Genomic DNA, 16,240 nt, shown 5'->3' on the forward strand with positions numbered 1-16,240 from the left:
TCATTCCTGAACCCTTCCTGAACATCCCCGACATTCCCCGACACACATCCTTTCCCGGGTTTACTCTCGCATCATCGAGGCGTAAGCTTCGCGCGTTTTCATCAATAGCGGAGACCCACAGTGGGTACTTGTTCGAGTGACAGTTGTCGGCCGGTCTCGGTAACCGGCAGATTCTCGGCAAGATAACGCGCAGCCTTTCTCTGCCGTTGTCTCGCCGTAAAGCGAGCAGCGGCATCCCGATCATGACCAGCAAGGTCATGTCCCGACGTCCTTCTCATCGACACTGAAAAAGTGTGGTTTCGACCTTTATGGTCGTCATCGCAACTCTATCGACACGCCAGTCTTTCCTGACTGGCGCGCCAAGCCTTGCCGTGCTGGTTTTTCCGGCGCACGAGGCGCGGTCGTACCTGCTCGACGGTTTCCCGGCTGACCATAGGGGCAACAGCCATGAAACTTACGCTCAAGGAATTTTTCGCAGGTTTCCTGCGTACACGCCACATCGCCCGGCACTTCCGCCGTCTGGCGCTGCTGGAGTCAATCAACGACACCACGGTCAGCCGTGAAGTGCCGCCCACCCTGGCCAACACCCTGGTCGATGCGGCCCATCGCGACAGCGGCGAACTGCTGTCTTCGCTGGGCACCCACACTGACGGCCTGACTGACTTTGAAGTCGACGCACTGCGAGCGCAGTACGGCCTCAATGAAGTCGAACACGAGCAGCCGCTGCCGTGGTGGACCCACCTGTGGCACTGCTACAAAAACCCGTTCAACCTGCTGCTGACCCTGTTGGCGGTAATCTCCTGGCTGACCGAGGACCTGAAAGCCGCCACCGTGATTTTCTCGATGGTGGTGCTGTCGACGCTGCTGCGTTTCTGGCAGGAAAGCAAATCCAACCAGGCCGCCGACGCGCTCAAGGCCTTGGTCAGCAACACCGCCACGGTGATGCGCCGCGATGAGCCGCGCATCGAACTGCCGATCAAGCAATTGGTACCGGGCGACCTGATCGTGCTGTCGGCCGGCGACATGATTCCAGCCGACTGCCGGGTATTGAGCGCCAAGGATCTGTTCGTCAGCCAGGCGGCGATGACCGGCGAATCGATGCCGGTGGAGAAGTTTGCGCGCCAGGCCGACCGCGACACGCGCAATCCGCTGGAGCTGGACAACATCCTGTTCATGGGCACCAACGTGGTGTCCGGCACCGCCGTGGCAGTGATTCTCACCACCGGCAACAGCACCTATTTCGGTGCGCTGGCGCAACGGGTCGGTGCGACTGATCGGGCAGTGACGTCGTTCCAGCTGGGCGTGAACAAAGTCAGCTGGCTGCTGATCCGTTTCATGTTCGTCATGGCGCCGCTGGTGCTGTTCATCAACGGGTTCACCAAGGGTGACTGGACCGAAGCGCTGCTGTTTGCGCTGTCGATCGCCGTCGGCCTGACCCCGGAAATGCTGCCGATGATCGTCACCTCGACGCTGGCCAAAGGCGCGGTGTTCCTGTCGCGCAAGAAAGTCATCGTCAAGCGCCTGGATGCGATCCAGAACTTCGGCGCGATGGACGTGCTGTGCACTGACAAGACCGGCACCCTGACTCAGGACAAGATTTTCCTCGCACGCAACGTCGACGTCTGGGGTGACGATTCCGACGACGTACTGGAAATGGCCTACCTCAATAGCTACTACCAGACCGGGTTGAAAAACCTGCTCGATGTAGCGGTGCTGGAGCATGTGGAAGTCCACCGTGAGCTGAAAGTCGGTACAGCGTTTCGCAAGGTCGATGAGATCCCGTTCGACTTCAATCGTCGGCGCATGTCGGTGGTGGTCGAAGGGCGCGGCGAGCCGCATCTGCTGATCTGCAAAGGCGCGGTGGAAGAAGTGCTGGCAGTGTGCACCCGTGTGCAGCACGGTGACGTCGAGGAAGCCTTGAGCGATGAATTGCTGACCCGGATTCGTCAGGTCACTGCAGCATTCAACGCTGAAGGCTTGCGCGTGGTGGCGGTGGCTGCCCGTTCGATGCCGCAAGGTCGTGACACTTACAGCCTGGCGGATGAGCAAGAGCTGACGCTGATCGGTTACGTGGCCTTCCTCGATCCACCGAAGGAAAGCACCGCGCCAGCGCTCAAGGCGCTGGCCGAGCATGGCGTGGCGGTCAAAGTGCTGACCGGCGATAACGAGTTGGTGACGGCGAAGATCTGCCGCGAAGTCGGCCTCGCGCAGCAAGGCTTGCTGCTGGGTAACGATGTCGAGCGCATGAGCGATGCCGAACTGGCCGTGGCGGTGGAGAACACCAACGTGTTCGCCAAGCTGACGCCGTCGCACAAGGAGCGCATCGTGCGCATCCTCAAAGGCAACGGGCATGTGGTCGGCTTCATGGGCGACGGCATCAACGACGCCCCGGCGCTGCGCACTGCCGACATCGGGATCTCGGTCGACAGCGCGGTGGACATCGCCAAGGAAGCCGCCGACATCATCCTGCTGGAAAAGAGCCTGATGGTGCTGGAGGAGGGCGTGCTCGAAGGGCGTCGGACCTTCGCCAACATGCTCAAGTACATCAAGATGACCGCCAGCTCCAACTTCGGCAACGTGTTCTCGGTACTGGTGGCCAGTGCGTTCATCCCGTTCCTGCCGATGCTGCCGATGCACCTGCTGGTACAGAACCTGCTCTATGACATTTCGCAGATCGCGATTCCGTTCGACAACGTCGACGAGGAGATGCTGAAAAAGCCGCAACGCTGGCAGCCGGGGGATGTTGGACGCTTCATGCTGTTCTTCGGCCCGATCAGTTCGATCTTTGACATCCTGACGTTCGCCTTGATGTGGTATGTGTTTGATGCCAACACGCCGGATCACCAGACCCTGTTCCAGTCCGGCTGGTTCGTGGTGGGGCTGCTGACCCAGACGCTGATCGTGCACATGATCCGCACGCCGAAGATTCCGTTCCTGCAAAGCCGTGCAGCCATGCCGCTGCTGGTGATGACCGGGATCATCATGGCGGTCGGGATCTTCCTGCCGATGGGGCCGCTGGCCAACTACTTCAAACTGCAGGCGCTGCCGTCGATGTACTTCGTGTTCCTGCCGATGATCCTGCTGGCGTACATGGCGCTGACCCAGGCGGTGAAGGGCTTCTACATCCGCCGGTTCGGCTGGCAATAACAGCAGGACAACACTGTTTCCCTGTGGGAGCGGGTTTGCTCCCACAGGGGATTTGTGTTTTTTCAAGGAGATGACGATGCAAGCCATCAACAACCTCAACCTCACCTCGCTGCTCGACACCCTTGTCAGCCTCAGCGCGGCGTTCATCCTCGGTGGCCTGATCGGTTTCGAACGCCAGTATCGGCAACGTACGGCGGGCCTGCGCACCAATGTGCTGGTGGCCGTCGGCGCGGCCATTTTTGTCGACATGGCCAACCGCCTTGGCGGCGCTGAAGGCGCGGTGCGGGTCGTCGCCTACGTGGTCTCCGGCATCGGTTTTCTCGGTGCCGGGGTGATCATGCGCGAGGAGGGCAACGTGCGCGGCCTCAATACCGCCGCCACCCTGTGGACTTCAGCCGCCGTCGGCGCCTGCGCCGGTGCCGACCTGCTGGCCGAAGCGGTGCTCGGTACGCTGTTCATTCTGGCCGCCAACACCTTGCTGCGGCCGATCGTCAATAACATCAACCGCCAGCCACTGGACGTGGTGTCGGCCGAAGTCACCAACATCGTTTACGTGATCGCCCGGCGCTCACAGCAGAAAGCCGTGTTCGCCTTGCTCGAGGCCGAGCTGGAGCGCAGCAACTACCCGGCCAGCGACGTCGATGTGCATGCTTTCGGCGCCGACGAAATCGAGATCGAAGCCACGCTGGCGACCACTTCGGTGGACGGCGACGAACTGGATGCGCTGGTGGCGCGGATTTCAACGTCGGCGCTGGTGGTGCAGGCGTTCTGGAGTCCGAGTACCACCGAGTAAGGCTTCGCTTGGGAAATTTCCTACAAGCACGCAGGATTAATCCGTCAGATACATTGCGCCTCGGCCGTCACTATGCCGATCCTCGGGTCTGCGCAGCGACGGATGGAAAATGACCTCACCCCGCGTACTGGTACTGGAAAATCATGCTTTTGCCCGCAGCGTCCTGGTCAAGATGCTGCATCGTCTGGGTGTGCGCGAAGTGGTGCAGGCGAATAACGGTGAGCAGGCGATGGTGCAGATACACCTTTGCGGCGGGGTCGACATTGTGGTCTGCGACCTGATCGATAAAGACCTCGATTGCCTGGCGTTCCTCGCCCATGCCCGGGAAACCGGCATGGTGCGCGCGGTGATTCTGTGCAGCGATTTGCGCCCGGCGCTGCATCGCACGTTGAGCCAGATGCGTTCGTTGTCCGGTCTGCAATTGCTCGGGGTCATGCCGGCGCCGCTGCAGTTGCGCCTCTTGCACAAGCTGTTGCAGCGTTACCGGTTACCGCATCCGGCGTTGACAGTGCTGGAGCCGCCCAGGGAACTGCCCGGCGAAGACGAAGTGCGGCGCGGCCTGGCACTCGGCGAGTTTCGTGCCTGGTTCCAGCCGCAGCTCTTGCTCGCCAACGGTGCTGTCGCTGGCGCCGAAGTGCTGGTGCGCTGGGAACATCCTGGCAAAGGCGTATTGCTGCCGGGTGAGTTTCTCGCGGCGGTGCTGGCGTATGACCTGATCGATACGATGTTCAAGCAATTGCTGGAGCAGGGCCTGTGCCTGCTGGGCATCCTGCGGCGCCAGGGTACGAACCTGACGCTGTCGTTCAACCTGCACGCTTCGCAACTGGCCGGCACTGAACTGGTCGGGCACATCCAGCGTGCGCTGCAGCGCCATGGCTTCAGCGGTTCGGTCCTGCAATTCGAATTGAGCGAGAACGGTCTGCTCGAACTGCCGCCCGACACCCGGGAAAGCCTGTTGCGCCTGCGTCTGCTGGGGTGTGGTCTGGCCATCGATGATTTCGGTAGCGGGTTTTCTTCACTGAAACTGCTCTGCCAATTGCCGTTCAATCAGCTCAAGTTTGACGGCGAACTGCTGCAGCACAGCTACGAGCCATCCTGGCAGGCGCTGGTCGCTACCACCCTGGCGCTGGCCCGTTCGCTGGACATGCAACTGGTGATCGAGGGCGTCAGCAGTCGTTCGATGCAGGAGGCGCTGCTCGCCTTGGGCTGTGAAATGGGGCAGGGGTTTCACCTCGCGCGGCCGATGACCGGGCATGTCCTGCTGCAGTGGTTGTCGTCTGCCGACAGCGCGCTGTGAGCCTTCGCGCAGACTTCGCGGAAAAGCTCTAGAAAGTTCCTACACTGTCCGGATGCTGGTGTATTTTTGAACCGCGCTCCGGACGGTCTCCATCCCGGTTTTTTCACTTCATGGACGATCGTATATTTCGGGGTCATTCCGGCGTGCCTTATAGGGGTTCACATGTTTAAAGCGTTGGTTGTAGACGATCATCCGTTTATCCGCTCGTCGGTGAAAATGCTGCTCAAGCAGGAAGGCTTCGACGTGGTGGCCGAGGCCGACAACGGTGCCGACGCGGTGCAATTGACCCGTGAGCACGCGCCGGACCTGATCATCCTCGACATTGCCATGCCCAAGCTCGACGGGCTGGAGGTGATCGGCCGCATCGGTGCGCTGGGCGTCAAGAGCAAGATTCTGGTGCTGACCTCGCAATCGGCGCTGTTCTACTCCATGCGCTGCATGAAGGCCGGTGCGGCGGGTTACCTGTCCAAGACCAATGACATCGATGAGTTGATCAAGGCGATCAAGGCGATCATGGATGGCTACACCTACTTTCCCAATCTTGCGACCAGTTCCGTGCGCCGCTCCGACGTCGAAGCGACCGAACAGGAAATGATCCAGAGCCTGTCCGATCGCGAGCTGACCATTTTGCAACAGCTGTCCAACGGTCTGACCAACAAGGAAATCGGTGACGCCATGCTCCTGAGCAACAAGACCGTCAGTACCTACAAGACCCGCCTGATTGAAAAGCTCAATGTAAAGTCGGTGGTGTACCTGGCCGATTTTGCCAAGCGCAACAACCTGATCTGAATGCGCCCGATCATTCGAACCTGGCTACTGGCGCTGGCGCTGACCGGTACGTTCAATATGGCGTTGGCGGCCCCGGCCGAAACCCTGCGCGTACTCGGCCGTTCGACGGTGGACAATTACAGTGTCAGCCTCGACGGGCAGGACTGGAGCTGGTTGCGCAGCAAAGGCATTTTGCATCTGGGCGCTTCGGCGCCGGATTACTCGCCGTTTGCAATCACCAGCAATGGCACTGACTACGAAGGGCTGACGGCTGATTACGTGCAATTGCTCGCGGAGTTGCTCAACGTGCGCGTCGAGGTGCGACGCTATGCCTCGCGCGCCGAAGTGCTGCAAGCGCTGAAGAACGGTGAAGTGGACCTGGTCGGCACCGCCAATGGTTTCGAGGCAGCCGACCCGGAACTGGCGATGTCCCGCGCTTATGCCGATGACCTGCCAACCCTGGTAACCCGGGTCGGCGACAGCTCCGATCTGCCCCCGGACCTGGCCGGCAAGCACGTGGCAATGCTCTATCACTACTTGCCGCCGGAGACGGTCAAGGCCTTCTATCCCAAGGCCGATGTGCAGCTCTATCCGTCGACCCTCAGCGCCATCGGCGCCGTGGCGTTCGGCAATGTCGATGTCTATCTGGGCGATGCGATCAGTGCCAATTACCTGATCAGCAAGAACTACCTGAACAACGTGCAACTGGCCGACTTCTCGCAGATGGAGGTGCAGAACTTTGCCTTTGCCCTGCCGCGTGACAATGAGCAGCTGTTGCGCATCGTCAACGCGGCATTGGCGAGTATTCCGGTGGGCGAGCGGATGACCATTCTGCGACGCTGGAGTGCCGGCGGTTCGAGCATGCCCGGTCAGCAGACACTGCATTTCAGCACCAGCGAGCAACGCTGGATGGCGCAGCATCCACGCCTGCGGGTGGCGATTGATGACAGTTTCCTGCCGCTGTCGTTTTACGGTCAGGACGGCGAGTTCCGTGGTATCAGCGCCGACGTGCTGGCCAAGGTCGCGCTGCGAACCGGGCTGAAATTCGACGTGCAACGTGCGCAGTCGGTGTCGGAGCTGGTCGAGCAGATTCGCGATAATCGTGCCGACCTGTTGATCACCCTGACCCCCAGCGCCGAGCGCGAAGGCACCCTGCGCTTCACCCGTCCGTACCTGAGCATGCCGTTCGTTCTGGTCAGCCGGATTGGCGCCGACAGCCCGGGCACGCTGGATGACATGGCGGGCAAGCGTCTGGCGCTGATCCGCGGCAATCCGCTGCGTGAAATGCTGGTGGCGGATTACCCGCGCGTGACGCTGGTCGATGCCGAAAACGCTCAGCAGGCGATGACGCTTGTGGCCAACGGTCAGGCCGATGCGGCGGTCAATTCGCTGATCACCGCGCGTTACATGATCTCGCGCCAGTACCGCGAGCGTCTGCGCATCACCAGCACCGTCGGTACCCAGTCGGCACAGGTGTCGTTTGCCACCGCACGCGGCTCGCTGGAGCTGTATTCGATCCTGGAAAAAGCCCTGCTGAGCATCCCGCCCGAAGAGCTGGATGAGGTGACCAATCGCTGGCGCAGCGAAGTGGTGGTCGATGACAGTTACTGGCTGCGCAACCGCACGGCGATCATTCAGGGCTTTGCCCTGGCGGCGGTGCTGTTGCTGGTGGCGCTGGGCTGGATCGCCTATCTGCGGTTGCTGATGCGCAAACGCCGGCAGGCGGAAATCGCCCTCAACGATCAACTGGAATTCATGCGCGTATTGATCGACGGTACGCCGCACCCGATCTATGTGCGCGACCGCGACGGTAAGCTGCTGGTGTGCAACGAAGGTTATTTGCAGGTGTTCGACGTCCAGCGCGATGCGGTGATCGGCAAGACCGTGCTCGAAGGCGTGCTGAGTAATCGCGATGAGGCTCAGGCCTATCACCGCGACTACCTGCACGTGATGAGCGAAGGCTTGCCGCGGGTACAGGATCGCAGCCTGAGCATGGGCGACAAGGTGCTGACCATCTATCACTGGATGCTGCCGTATCGCGGCAGCGACGGCGAGGTCAGCGGTATGATTGGCGGCTGGATCGACGTCAGTGAACGTCAGCATCTGCTGCAGGAACTGCGCGAAGCCAAAGAGGGCGCCGACGACGCCAACCGAGCGAAAACCACGTTCCTGGCAACCATGAGCCATGAGATCCGCACGCCGATGAACGCGGTGATCGGCATGCTCGAACTGGCGATGAAAAAAGCCGATCAGGGCATCATGGATCGCTTCGCCATCGAAGTGGCGTCGGGGGCTGCCCGGGGGTTGCTGGACCTGATCGGCGACATCCTCGACATCGCGCGTATCGAGTCGGGGCGCCTGTCGCTGACCCCGGAACGTGCCAATCTGCGCGAACTGGTGGAGTCGGTGGTGCGCATCTTCGAAGGGCTGGCGCGGCAGAAGCATTTGCGTCTGGTGCTGGAACTGGATGCAGCGGCCAATCGCGATGTGCTGATCGATCCGCTGCGCTTCAAGCAGGTGCTGTCGAACCTGCTGAGCAATGCAATCAAGTTCACCGAACAGGGCCGGGTGCGGATCAGCGTCAAGGTCGAGCCGGGCCGTGACGATGAGCGTCTGAACCTCGCGCTGCAGGTCGAAGACAGCGGCAGCGGCATCAGCGCCGAAGACCAGCAGCGCTTGTTCAGCCCGTTCACCCAGGCCAGCAACAACACGCAGTCGGCGCGCAGCGGTTCCGGGCTGGGCCTGGTGATCAGCCGTACGTTGTGCGAAATGATGGGCGGCCAGTTAAGCCTGCACAGTGAGCTGGGGCAGGGCACGCGAATCGACGTGCAACTGGCCTTGCCGACCCTGCAACCGCTGAAGGAAGTGCCTCGTGAAAACGCTGAACCGGCAGCTCCCGGGCATGCGTTGAATATTCTGGTGATCGACGATTACCCGGCCAATCGCCTGTTGCTGTCGCAGCAATTGAGTTATCTCGGGCACCGGGTCAAGGATGCCGAGGACGGTGCCCATGGTTTGCGCGCCTGGCGTGGCGAGACCTTTGATGTGGTGATCACCGACTGCAACATGCCGATCATGAACGGCTATGAACTGGCCCGGGCCATCCGCGAAGAAGAGACGACGCGTCAGTTATCGCCCTGCCTGATTCTCGGCTTCACCGCCAATGCCCAGCCCGAAGAGGTCAGCCGCTGTCGTGTGGCCGGGATGGACGACTGCCTGTTCAAGCCGATCAGCCTCAAGGATCTGAATGCGCAACTGGCCCAAGTGAAACCGCAACCGGTGCAGCAGGCCACTAAGTCTGCGGATACGCCGTTGACCGATGAGATTGATCTGACCAGCCTCGAACAGTTGACCCGAGGCGACCACGCATCGATCAAAAGCCTGCTCGGTGATCTGGCCAACAGCAATGACGAAGACATGGCCCGACTGATGCGTTTGTTCACTCGCAACGATTTGCCGGGCATGGCCGACCTCGCGCACCGGGTCAAGGGCGGGGCGCGGATCATCCAGGCGCGTGCGCTGATCAATGCCTGCGAGCACCTCGAGACAGCCTGCAACGGGCTGGATCCGGCGCAACTGACCGAGGCCGTCGATGGCTTGCAGCAAGCCATGGAACGGCTGGCCGATCAGTTGGAACCGTTACTCGTTTAAGTTGTTGCTGGGAAATGTCCTACATGCCGCAGGGAATGCGCCTACGGGACTGACCTCTCCAAAAGACCAAGATAACTCCGTCGCCCAGGCAGATGGCTTGTAACTCTCGACGCATTTCGCGTCGGACAACCATCCAGACTTTCGCGACAGATTCGTCTCTTACTTTTGGAGTTGTCCCATGAATCGCAAAGCTCTCGCCATCGCCGTACTGGTTGCCGCCACTGGCGCTCAATTCGCCAACGCCGCCGACGGCACCATCAACTTCAACGGTGAACTGCGCAACCAGACCTGCACCATCGCCGTTGACGGCGTGGTTTCGCCAGCCATCGCCACCGTGACCCTGCCGACCATCTCCACCGGTCTGCTGACCGCTCCAGGGCAGGTTGAAGGCCAGACCGGTTTCAACATTCAGTTGAGCAACTGCGTCGGCACCGCGACCACCGCCGCTGCGTTCTTCAACTCGGGCGCCACCGTTGACCCGATCAGCGGCAACCTGAAGAACATGACCGGCACCGCCAACAACGTGCAACTGCAACTGGTCGACCAACAGGGCGGCGCTGTGATTCAGGCCGGTAACACCAACCAGATCACCAACACCACCCGCAACACCATCGACGGTACTGGCGCGGCCAACATGCCGTACGCCGTGCAGTACTTCGCCACCGGCGCGACCACACCGGGCACGGTGATCAGTTCCGTGACCTACAACGTCGACTACCAGTAAGCCATAGTCACACTGACGCGCCCGGCCAGGGGGGGCAATGGCGCGTCAGCGTGCGGGCAATGAGGTGCGCATGCGTTACGCAAGTGTTATTCGAATCGGCGCAATACTGACGCTGTCCATGCTCATGTATGCGCAAGCCAAGGCCGGTGTGGTGATCACCGGGACGCGTGTGGTGTATCCCGCGAGTCAGAAAGAAGTCACTGTCAAATTGAACAACAACGGCGCACGTCCGGTACTGGTGCAGTCGTGGGTCGACAGCGGTGATCTGCAATCGAGCCCGACCAGTTCCAAGGCGCCGTTCGTGCTGTCGCCGCCGGTGTCGCGTATCGACCCGAACAAAGGCCAGAGCCTGCGCCTGATGTTCACCGGTGCGGCGCTGCCGGCCAGCAAAGAGTCGGTGTTCTGGCTAAACGTACTGGAGATCCCGCCGAAGGCCGAAGGCCCGACGGACCTCAACGTGCTGCAAATGGCGTTCCGCTCGCGGATCAAGATTTTCTACCGTCCCGACGGACTGCCCGGCAACCCCAATGAAACACCGCAGCAGATGCAGTGGAAAGTCGTCGCGGTGGACAAGGGCTATGCGTTGCAAGCCTTCAACCCGAGCGCCTTTCACATGTCTCAGGTCGAGCTCGCACTGACGGTCGGCACCCAGCGCTACGACAGTGAAAACGGCATGGTCGAGCCGGGTGAAACCAAGCTGTTTGCCGTGCCCGGGCTCAAGTCGATGCCCGCAGGTGCTGCCCAGGTCGAGTTCAACGCGATCAACGACTACGGCGCGCTGGTGCCGATCAAACAACCGCTCAAGCCCTGACCTCTCCGCGAACGTTTTAGTGCACGAGTAACCTATGAAAGCTCATCCACGCCTGGGGGCCAGCCCGCAGGCTCGCCCTCGCTTTGCCCTGAATCCGCTGACCGCGCTGGTGCTGCAGACGCTGGCGGGGTTCTCGGGCGCGTTCGCCACCCCGGCCGCGCTGGCCGAAGACGTGCAGTTCAACGACGCGTTCCTGCCGGAAGACTCGCGTACGCTCGATCTGAGCGCCTACCAGCAGGGCAACCCGGTGTTGCCCGGTGAGTACCGCGCCGACGTCGCCGTCAACGGCAAACTGGTGACCCGTCAGGACATTCGCATCAATGCCGAGGCCGATGGCAGTCACCCGACCGTGTGTTTCAGCCGGGGCGTGCTCGAGCTGATCGGCGTGGACTTGCGCCGGTTGTCTGTCCAAGCCACAGCCAGTGTCGAGAGTGGCGCTGCGTGCCTGGACATCGCACAGTTGATCGAGGGCGCGGGCGCGGTGTTTTCGCCGTCCACCCAGCAGTTGGATGTCAGCATTCCACAGGTTGCCCTGCGCCGTGATGCCCGTGGTTATGTCAGCCCTGATCTGTGGGATCGCGGTGTGACCGCCGGCACCCTGAGCTACAACTTCAACGCCAACCATAACAAGACCGACACCGGTAACTATGACTCGGCGTACCTGGGCTTGAACGCCGGGCTGAACGTCGGTGACTGGCGTTTGCGCCACAACGGCTCGCTCAGTTGGGACAAGTTCAACGGTCAGGACTACCAGACCCTCAACACCTATGCCCAACGCGACATCACCTCGCTCAAGAGCCAATTGACCGTGGGCGAGGCCAATACCAGCGGCGAGATCTTCGACACCCTGGCCTATCGCGGTGTGCAACTGGGCACCGACGACCGCATGCTGCCCGAATCCCAGCGCGGTTACGCCCCGGTGATCCGTGGTATCGCTCGCACCAGTGCGCGGGTGGCGGTGCGTCAGGCCGGCAATCTGTTGTATGAAACCACGGTGGCGCCGGGCGCCTTCGTGATCGATGACCTGTACTCCACCGGTTATGGCGGTGACCTCGATGTCACCGTCTACGAAGCCGATGGCAGCGAGCAGACGTTTATCGTGCCGTTCGCCTCGACCGCGCAATTGCTGCGTCCGGGCACCTCGCGTTTCAGCGTCACCGCCGGTGAAACCCGCAACAACTACATCGACAGCCAGGCGAAGCTGATTCAGGGTACGTATCAGCTTGGCCTGAGCAATATCTTCACCGGTTACGGTGGTTCGCAACTCAGTGATGATTACCGATCGGCCCTCGGCGGTCTGGCGTTCAGTACGCCGGTCGGAGCGATGGCAGTAGACGTCACGCACGCCCAGACCGACCTCAAAAGCGGCACCGCCAGCGGCCAGAGTGCGCGCCTGAGCTACAGCAAAAACATCCTTGAAACCGGCAGTAACTTTGCCGTGGCAGCCACCCGGTTCTCCACGCAAAACTACCTGGATTTCAGCAACGCCGTGCAGTTGCTCGACGCCGAGCGCAATGGGCTGGACACCAGCCTGTTCGGGCGTCCGCGCAGTCGACTGTCACTGACCGCCAACCAGAGTCTGGGCGACTGGGGGCAAGTGGCGTTCAGTGGTTATTCGCAGAATTACTGGAACCTGCCGGGCCGCGATCTGCAGTACCAGTTCAGCTACAACAAGCAGGTCGGCGCGGTCAGTTATGGCGTCAGCGCCAACCGGGCACGGGTCGGTCTGGGCGAGATGGACACCAGCCTGCTGTTCACCGTGAGCATGCCGCTGGAGTTCGGTTCCTCCGTGAACCGCCCGCAGCTGTCGGCGCGGGTCATGCGTGATACCGATGGCCAGTACAGCCAGCAGGCGACCCTGAGCGGCACCGCCGGTGAAGACCGCCAGTACAACTATGGCGTGACTGCCGGCCACGATGGTGCGAGCCGCACCAACAGCACGTCGGTCAACGGTCAGTACATCGGCCCGAAAGCCATCGTCGGTGCGACTGTCAGCCAGGGCGCGGGTTACGACAGCCTGTCGCTCAACGCCAGCGGCAGCGTGGTCGCGCACCCCAACGGCGTGACCCTGACCCCGTATCGCGGCGAAACCATGGCGGTGATCACTGCCGAAGGTGCCGAGGGCGCCAAGGTCGTTGGCTTCCCGGGGCTGAAACTCGATCGCCATGGCAACGCCGTGGTGCCGTACCTGCGTCCGTATGAACTGAACGAAGTGGCAATCGATCCGCTGGGCACCTCGCTGGACGTTGAGCTCAGCGAAACCAGTCAGCAAGTCGCGCCACGTGCCGGTGCCGTGGTCGCGCTCAAATACGGCACCCAGAACGGCCAGGCCTTGCTGCTCAACGTGACGCTGGACGATGGCAGTGCGTTGCCGTTCGGCGCCGGCGTGGTCGATGACCGTGGCGTTTCGGTGGGGGTGGTCGGGCAGGGCGGGCAGCTGTATGCCCGGGTCAAGGAAGGTGCACGCCGGTTGTTGATCAGCTGGGGCACCAAGGCCGATCAGCAATGTGCGTTGCCGTTGCCGCCGGGCAAGAGCGAAGGCAAGCAGTTGCAACAAGTGAGCGCGGTGTGCTCGGTGAACCATTCAGATAATCGCGTTGCTTCTGTGAACAGCGCACAGGGGTACAAGTGATGAAGATGATGCGTTTGCTCAAATCGGGTGCGGCGGTGGCGGGTTTGTCGTTGGCAGCGGGTGCCGCCATGGCTGACTGCGGCTTCATTGATGGCACATCGAGCATGGTCAGAACCCAGCCGTTGCTGGGCGGCAATTTGACCGTCGGCCGCGACGTGCCGCTGGGCGCGGAGATTTATCGGCAGACGTTTCAGGCGGCCACGTTTGTGCGGTTGTCGTGCTCTGCCGGGTTGTACAACATCGAGACTCGTCGAGGTCTGCCGGTCAGGCCGCTGGCCTTGTCCTCCTGGGCTGGCACGCCGTGGGCGGGAAATGTCTATCAGAGCGGCGTGCCCGGCATTGGCGTTGCGATCTGGTATGCCGGTAATGCATTGCCATTTTCCGGGAATGGGACCAACTGCGGCAGCGGCACCAATGTGTGTGTCTGGACGATACAGAACACCCTGACTTTCGACATGTCCTTCATCAAAATTGGTGACGTGTCTCCTGGCACTATTCAGGGCGCCCAGCTACCAACGGGTGACCAGCAACAACCTTGAAGTCAGCCGTGTGAACTTCTCCGGCAGCATCAACATCGTCTCGCGTACCTGCCAGACCCCGGACGTTTCAGTGCCGATGGGCACGCACATGCTCAACGAGTTTTCCGGCAAGAACTCGTTTACGGCGTGGAAGGATTTCGCCATCGCGCTGAACAACTGCCCGGCGTTCAATGGTTACTACCAGAATACCGGCCCGCGTTGGTTGAGCGACGGCAGCAGCAACAACCTCGACTCACGCAGGAACAACGTCCTGCAGGTGCGCCTGGAACCGACCCGCGCGGCCATCACCCCCAACCTCGGGATCATGAGCCTCAACCCCAGTGCACCCGGCGAAGACCCGGCGGCCACCGGCGTCGGCCTGCAAGTCGCTGATAGCAACGGCACGCCGCTGCCGCTGGCGACGCTGCGCGCCAGCGGCATCACTCCGCGTGCCGTCGAGGGCGCCAGTTACACCATCCCGTTGAAGGCCCGCTACATCCAGACCGGGGACAGCATCACCGCAGGTCCCGCGAATGCCACGGCGACCTTCACCATCAATTACTACTGATTGGCCGACTTGATTGAGCGCAACCCGTCCGGGTCCACAGATCAATAACGACCGGCCCCGGACTCCACTGTTAGGAGTGTTAGATGACTATTGAACGTGTGTTTTCCCACGCGCGCGTATCGGCCTGCCTGCTGATCGTGGCCGGGGCCTTGAGTGCCTGTGCCAGCGCACCGGTGCCCGAGCAGCAGATCACCCTGTCGAGGGATGCCGTCAGTCGCGCGGTGTCCGCCGAAGCGACGCAATACGCGCCACTGGAGATGAAAGCCGCGCAGGACAAGATGTTTCTGATGGAGCGGGCCATGGGCGAACGTGATTACGTTCAAGTGCGAACCCTGGCCGAACAGATCGAAGCCGATGCCAACCTCGCCGAGCGCAAGGCGCGCGCGGTCAAGTGGCAGAAACAACTGGTCGATGCGCGCAGCGGCATTCAGGTGCTCAAGCAGGAAATGCTGCAAGACCCGGCCACCGGTTTCAACCCGCCAGCCAGCGCTCAATAAGGAACGTTTCATGTCGACTTTCAAATTACTGCCCGTCGTTTCGTTGTGCGCGCTGGTGCTCGCCGGCTGCGCCACACCGCCGGAGAACCCGCAATTGCTGCAAGCCCGTGCGCAGTTCGCCGCACTGCAACACAAACCTGAATCGAACACGCTGGCAGCCCTCGAAACCCGCGAGGCGTTCATTGCCCTGAACAAGGCCGACCAGGCTTCACTCAAGGATCGCAAGGCTCCGGACGTCGAGCAGTTGACCTACCTCGCCAGCCAGAAAATCGCTGTCGCCGAGCAGACCATCGCCATGCGCCAGGCAGAAGGCGGGCTAAAAAAGATTGATGCCGAACGCACGCAGGTGCAACTGGACGTGCGCACCCAGCAGCTCAGGGCCTTGCAGGCAATGAAGGCGCAGAAGACCGAGCGTGGCGAAGTGGTGACTTTCGGTGACGTGCTGTTCGACACCGGCAAGGCCGATTTGAAGTACGGCAGCCAACGCAACTTCGAGCAGTTGGCGCAGTACCTGACGGCCAACCCGGAGCGCAAAGTGCGGATTGAAGGCTTTACCGATGACGTGGGCAGCGATGACTTCAATCAGCGTCTGTCGGAGCGGCGTGCCGATGCGGTGGCATTTGCGCTGAAGCGCATGGGCATCAGCGCTGATCGCCTGATCACCAAGGGTTACGGCAAGCAGTTTCCGATTGCCGACAACGGCAGTGCGCACTCGCGTCAGCTCAATCGTCGGGTGGAGGTGATTATTTCCTACGGTGCGGCGCCCGTCGGTACTCGCGGTTGATCCATGGCAAGCGAGCCTGCAATGGGCTCGCTTGTTTGATTGTGCTGACA

Annotated in this window: 12 protein-coding genes; all 12 read left to right on the forward strand. The window is 61.4% G+C overall.

The features are described 5' to 3' along the window. Positions 1 to 447 precede the first annotated feature (447 nt). The 12 genes from mgtA (at position 448) to AC0J41_RS07940 (ending at position 16,190) form a co-directional block, all read left to right on the forward strand. Positions 448 to 3,147 carry a magnesium-translocating P-type ATPase gene (gene mgtA, locus AC0J41_RS07885; RefSeq protein ID WP_025110399.1) on the forward strand — a complete coding sequence of 900 codons (2,700 nt, stop codon included), beginning with the start codon at positions 448 to 450 and terminating at the stop codon, positions 3,145 to 3,147. Between the two features lie 76 nt (positions 3,148 to 3,223). Next, positions 3,224 to 3,940, forward strand: coding sequence for an MgtC/SapB family protein (locus AC0J41_RS07890; RefSeq protein ID WP_007968289.1), 717 nt, complete (start codon positions 3,224 to 3,226; stop codon positions 3,938 to 3,940). Between the two features lie 109 nt (positions 3,941 to 4,049). Then, positions 4,050 to 5,237, forward strand: coding sequence for an EAL domain-containing response regulator (locus tag AC0J41_RS07895; protein ID WP_473015077.1), 1,188 nt, complete (start codon positions 4,050 to 4,052; stop codon positions 5,235 to 5,237). Between the two features lie 162 nt (positions 5,238 to 5,399). After that, the gene (locus AC0J41_RS07900) at positions 5,400 to 6,026 is read left to right on the forward strand and encodes a response regulator transcription factor (RefSeq protein ID WP_025110401.1); all 627 of its coding nucleotides are present in this window, start codon (positions 5,400 to 5,402) and stop codon (positions 6,024 to 6,026) included. Further along, positions 6,027 to 9,656 carry a transporter substrate-binding domain-containing protein gene (locus AC0J41_RS07905; protein ID WP_473015078.1) on the forward strand — a complete coding sequence of 1,210 codons (3,630 nt, stop codon included), beginning with the start codon at positions 6,027 to 6,029 and terminating at the stop codon, positions 9,654 to 9,656. Positions 9,657 to 9,834: 178 nt separating this feature from the next. Further along, positions 9,835 to 10,380 carry a fimbrial protein gene (locus AC0J41_RS07910; RefSeq protein ID WP_025110403.1) on the forward strand — a complete coding sequence of 182 codons (546 nt, stop codon included), beginning with the start codon at positions 9,835 to 9,837 and terminating at the stop codon, positions 10,378 to 10,380. Positions 10,381 to 10,450: 70 nt separating this feature from the next. After that, positions 10,451 to 11,191, forward strand: a complete 741-nt coding sequence (locus AC0J41_RS07915; protein ID WP_025110404.1) for a fimbrial biogenesis chaperone — start codon at positions 10,451 to 10,453, stop codon at positions 11,189 to 11,191. Between the two features lie 34 nt (positions 11,192 to 11,225). Further along, positions 11,226 to 13,823, forward strand: coding sequence for a fimbria/pilus outer membrane usher protein (locus tag AC0J41_RS07920; RefSeq protein WP_473015079.1), 2,598 nt, complete (start codon positions 11,226 to 11,228; stop codon positions 13,821 to 13,823). Then, the gene (locus AC0J41_RS07925; protein ID WP_473015080.1) at positions 13,823 to 14,362 is read left to right on the forward strand and encodes a hypothetical protein; all 540 of its coding nucleotides are present in this window, start codon (positions 13,823 to 13,825) and stop codon (positions 14,360 to 14,362) included. The genes AC0J41_RS07920 and AC0J41_RS07925 overlap by 1 nt, the downstream gene beginning before the upstream one ends. Continuing rightward, positions 14,343 to 14,909 (forward strand): fimbrial protein, encoded by a 567-nt coding sequence (locus AC0J41_RS07930; RefSeq protein ID WP_473015081.1) that lies wholly within the window; start codon positions 14,343 to 14,345, stop codon positions 14,907 to 14,909. The genes AC0J41_RS07925 and AC0J41_RS07930 overlap by 20 nt, the downstream gene beginning before the upstream one ends. A gap of 83 nt (positions 14,910 to 14,992) precedes the next feature. Next, positions 14,993 to 15,406, forward strand: a complete 414-nt coding sequence (locus AC0J41_RS07935) for a DUF4398 domain-containing protein (RefSeq protein WP_025110407.1) — start codon at positions 14,993 to 14,995, stop codon at positions 15,404 to 15,406. Positions 15,407 to 15,416: 10 nt separating this feature from the next. Beyond that, a complete protein-coding gene (locus AC0J41_RS07940) occupies positions 15,417 to 16,190 on the forward strand; it encodes an OmpA family protein (RefSeq protein ID WP_473015082.1) in 774 nt (257 codons plus the stop codon). Positions 16,191 to 16,240 lie beyond the last annotated feature (50 nt).

Source organism: Pseudomonas sp. Arb-4-2C, assembly GCF_055755015.1.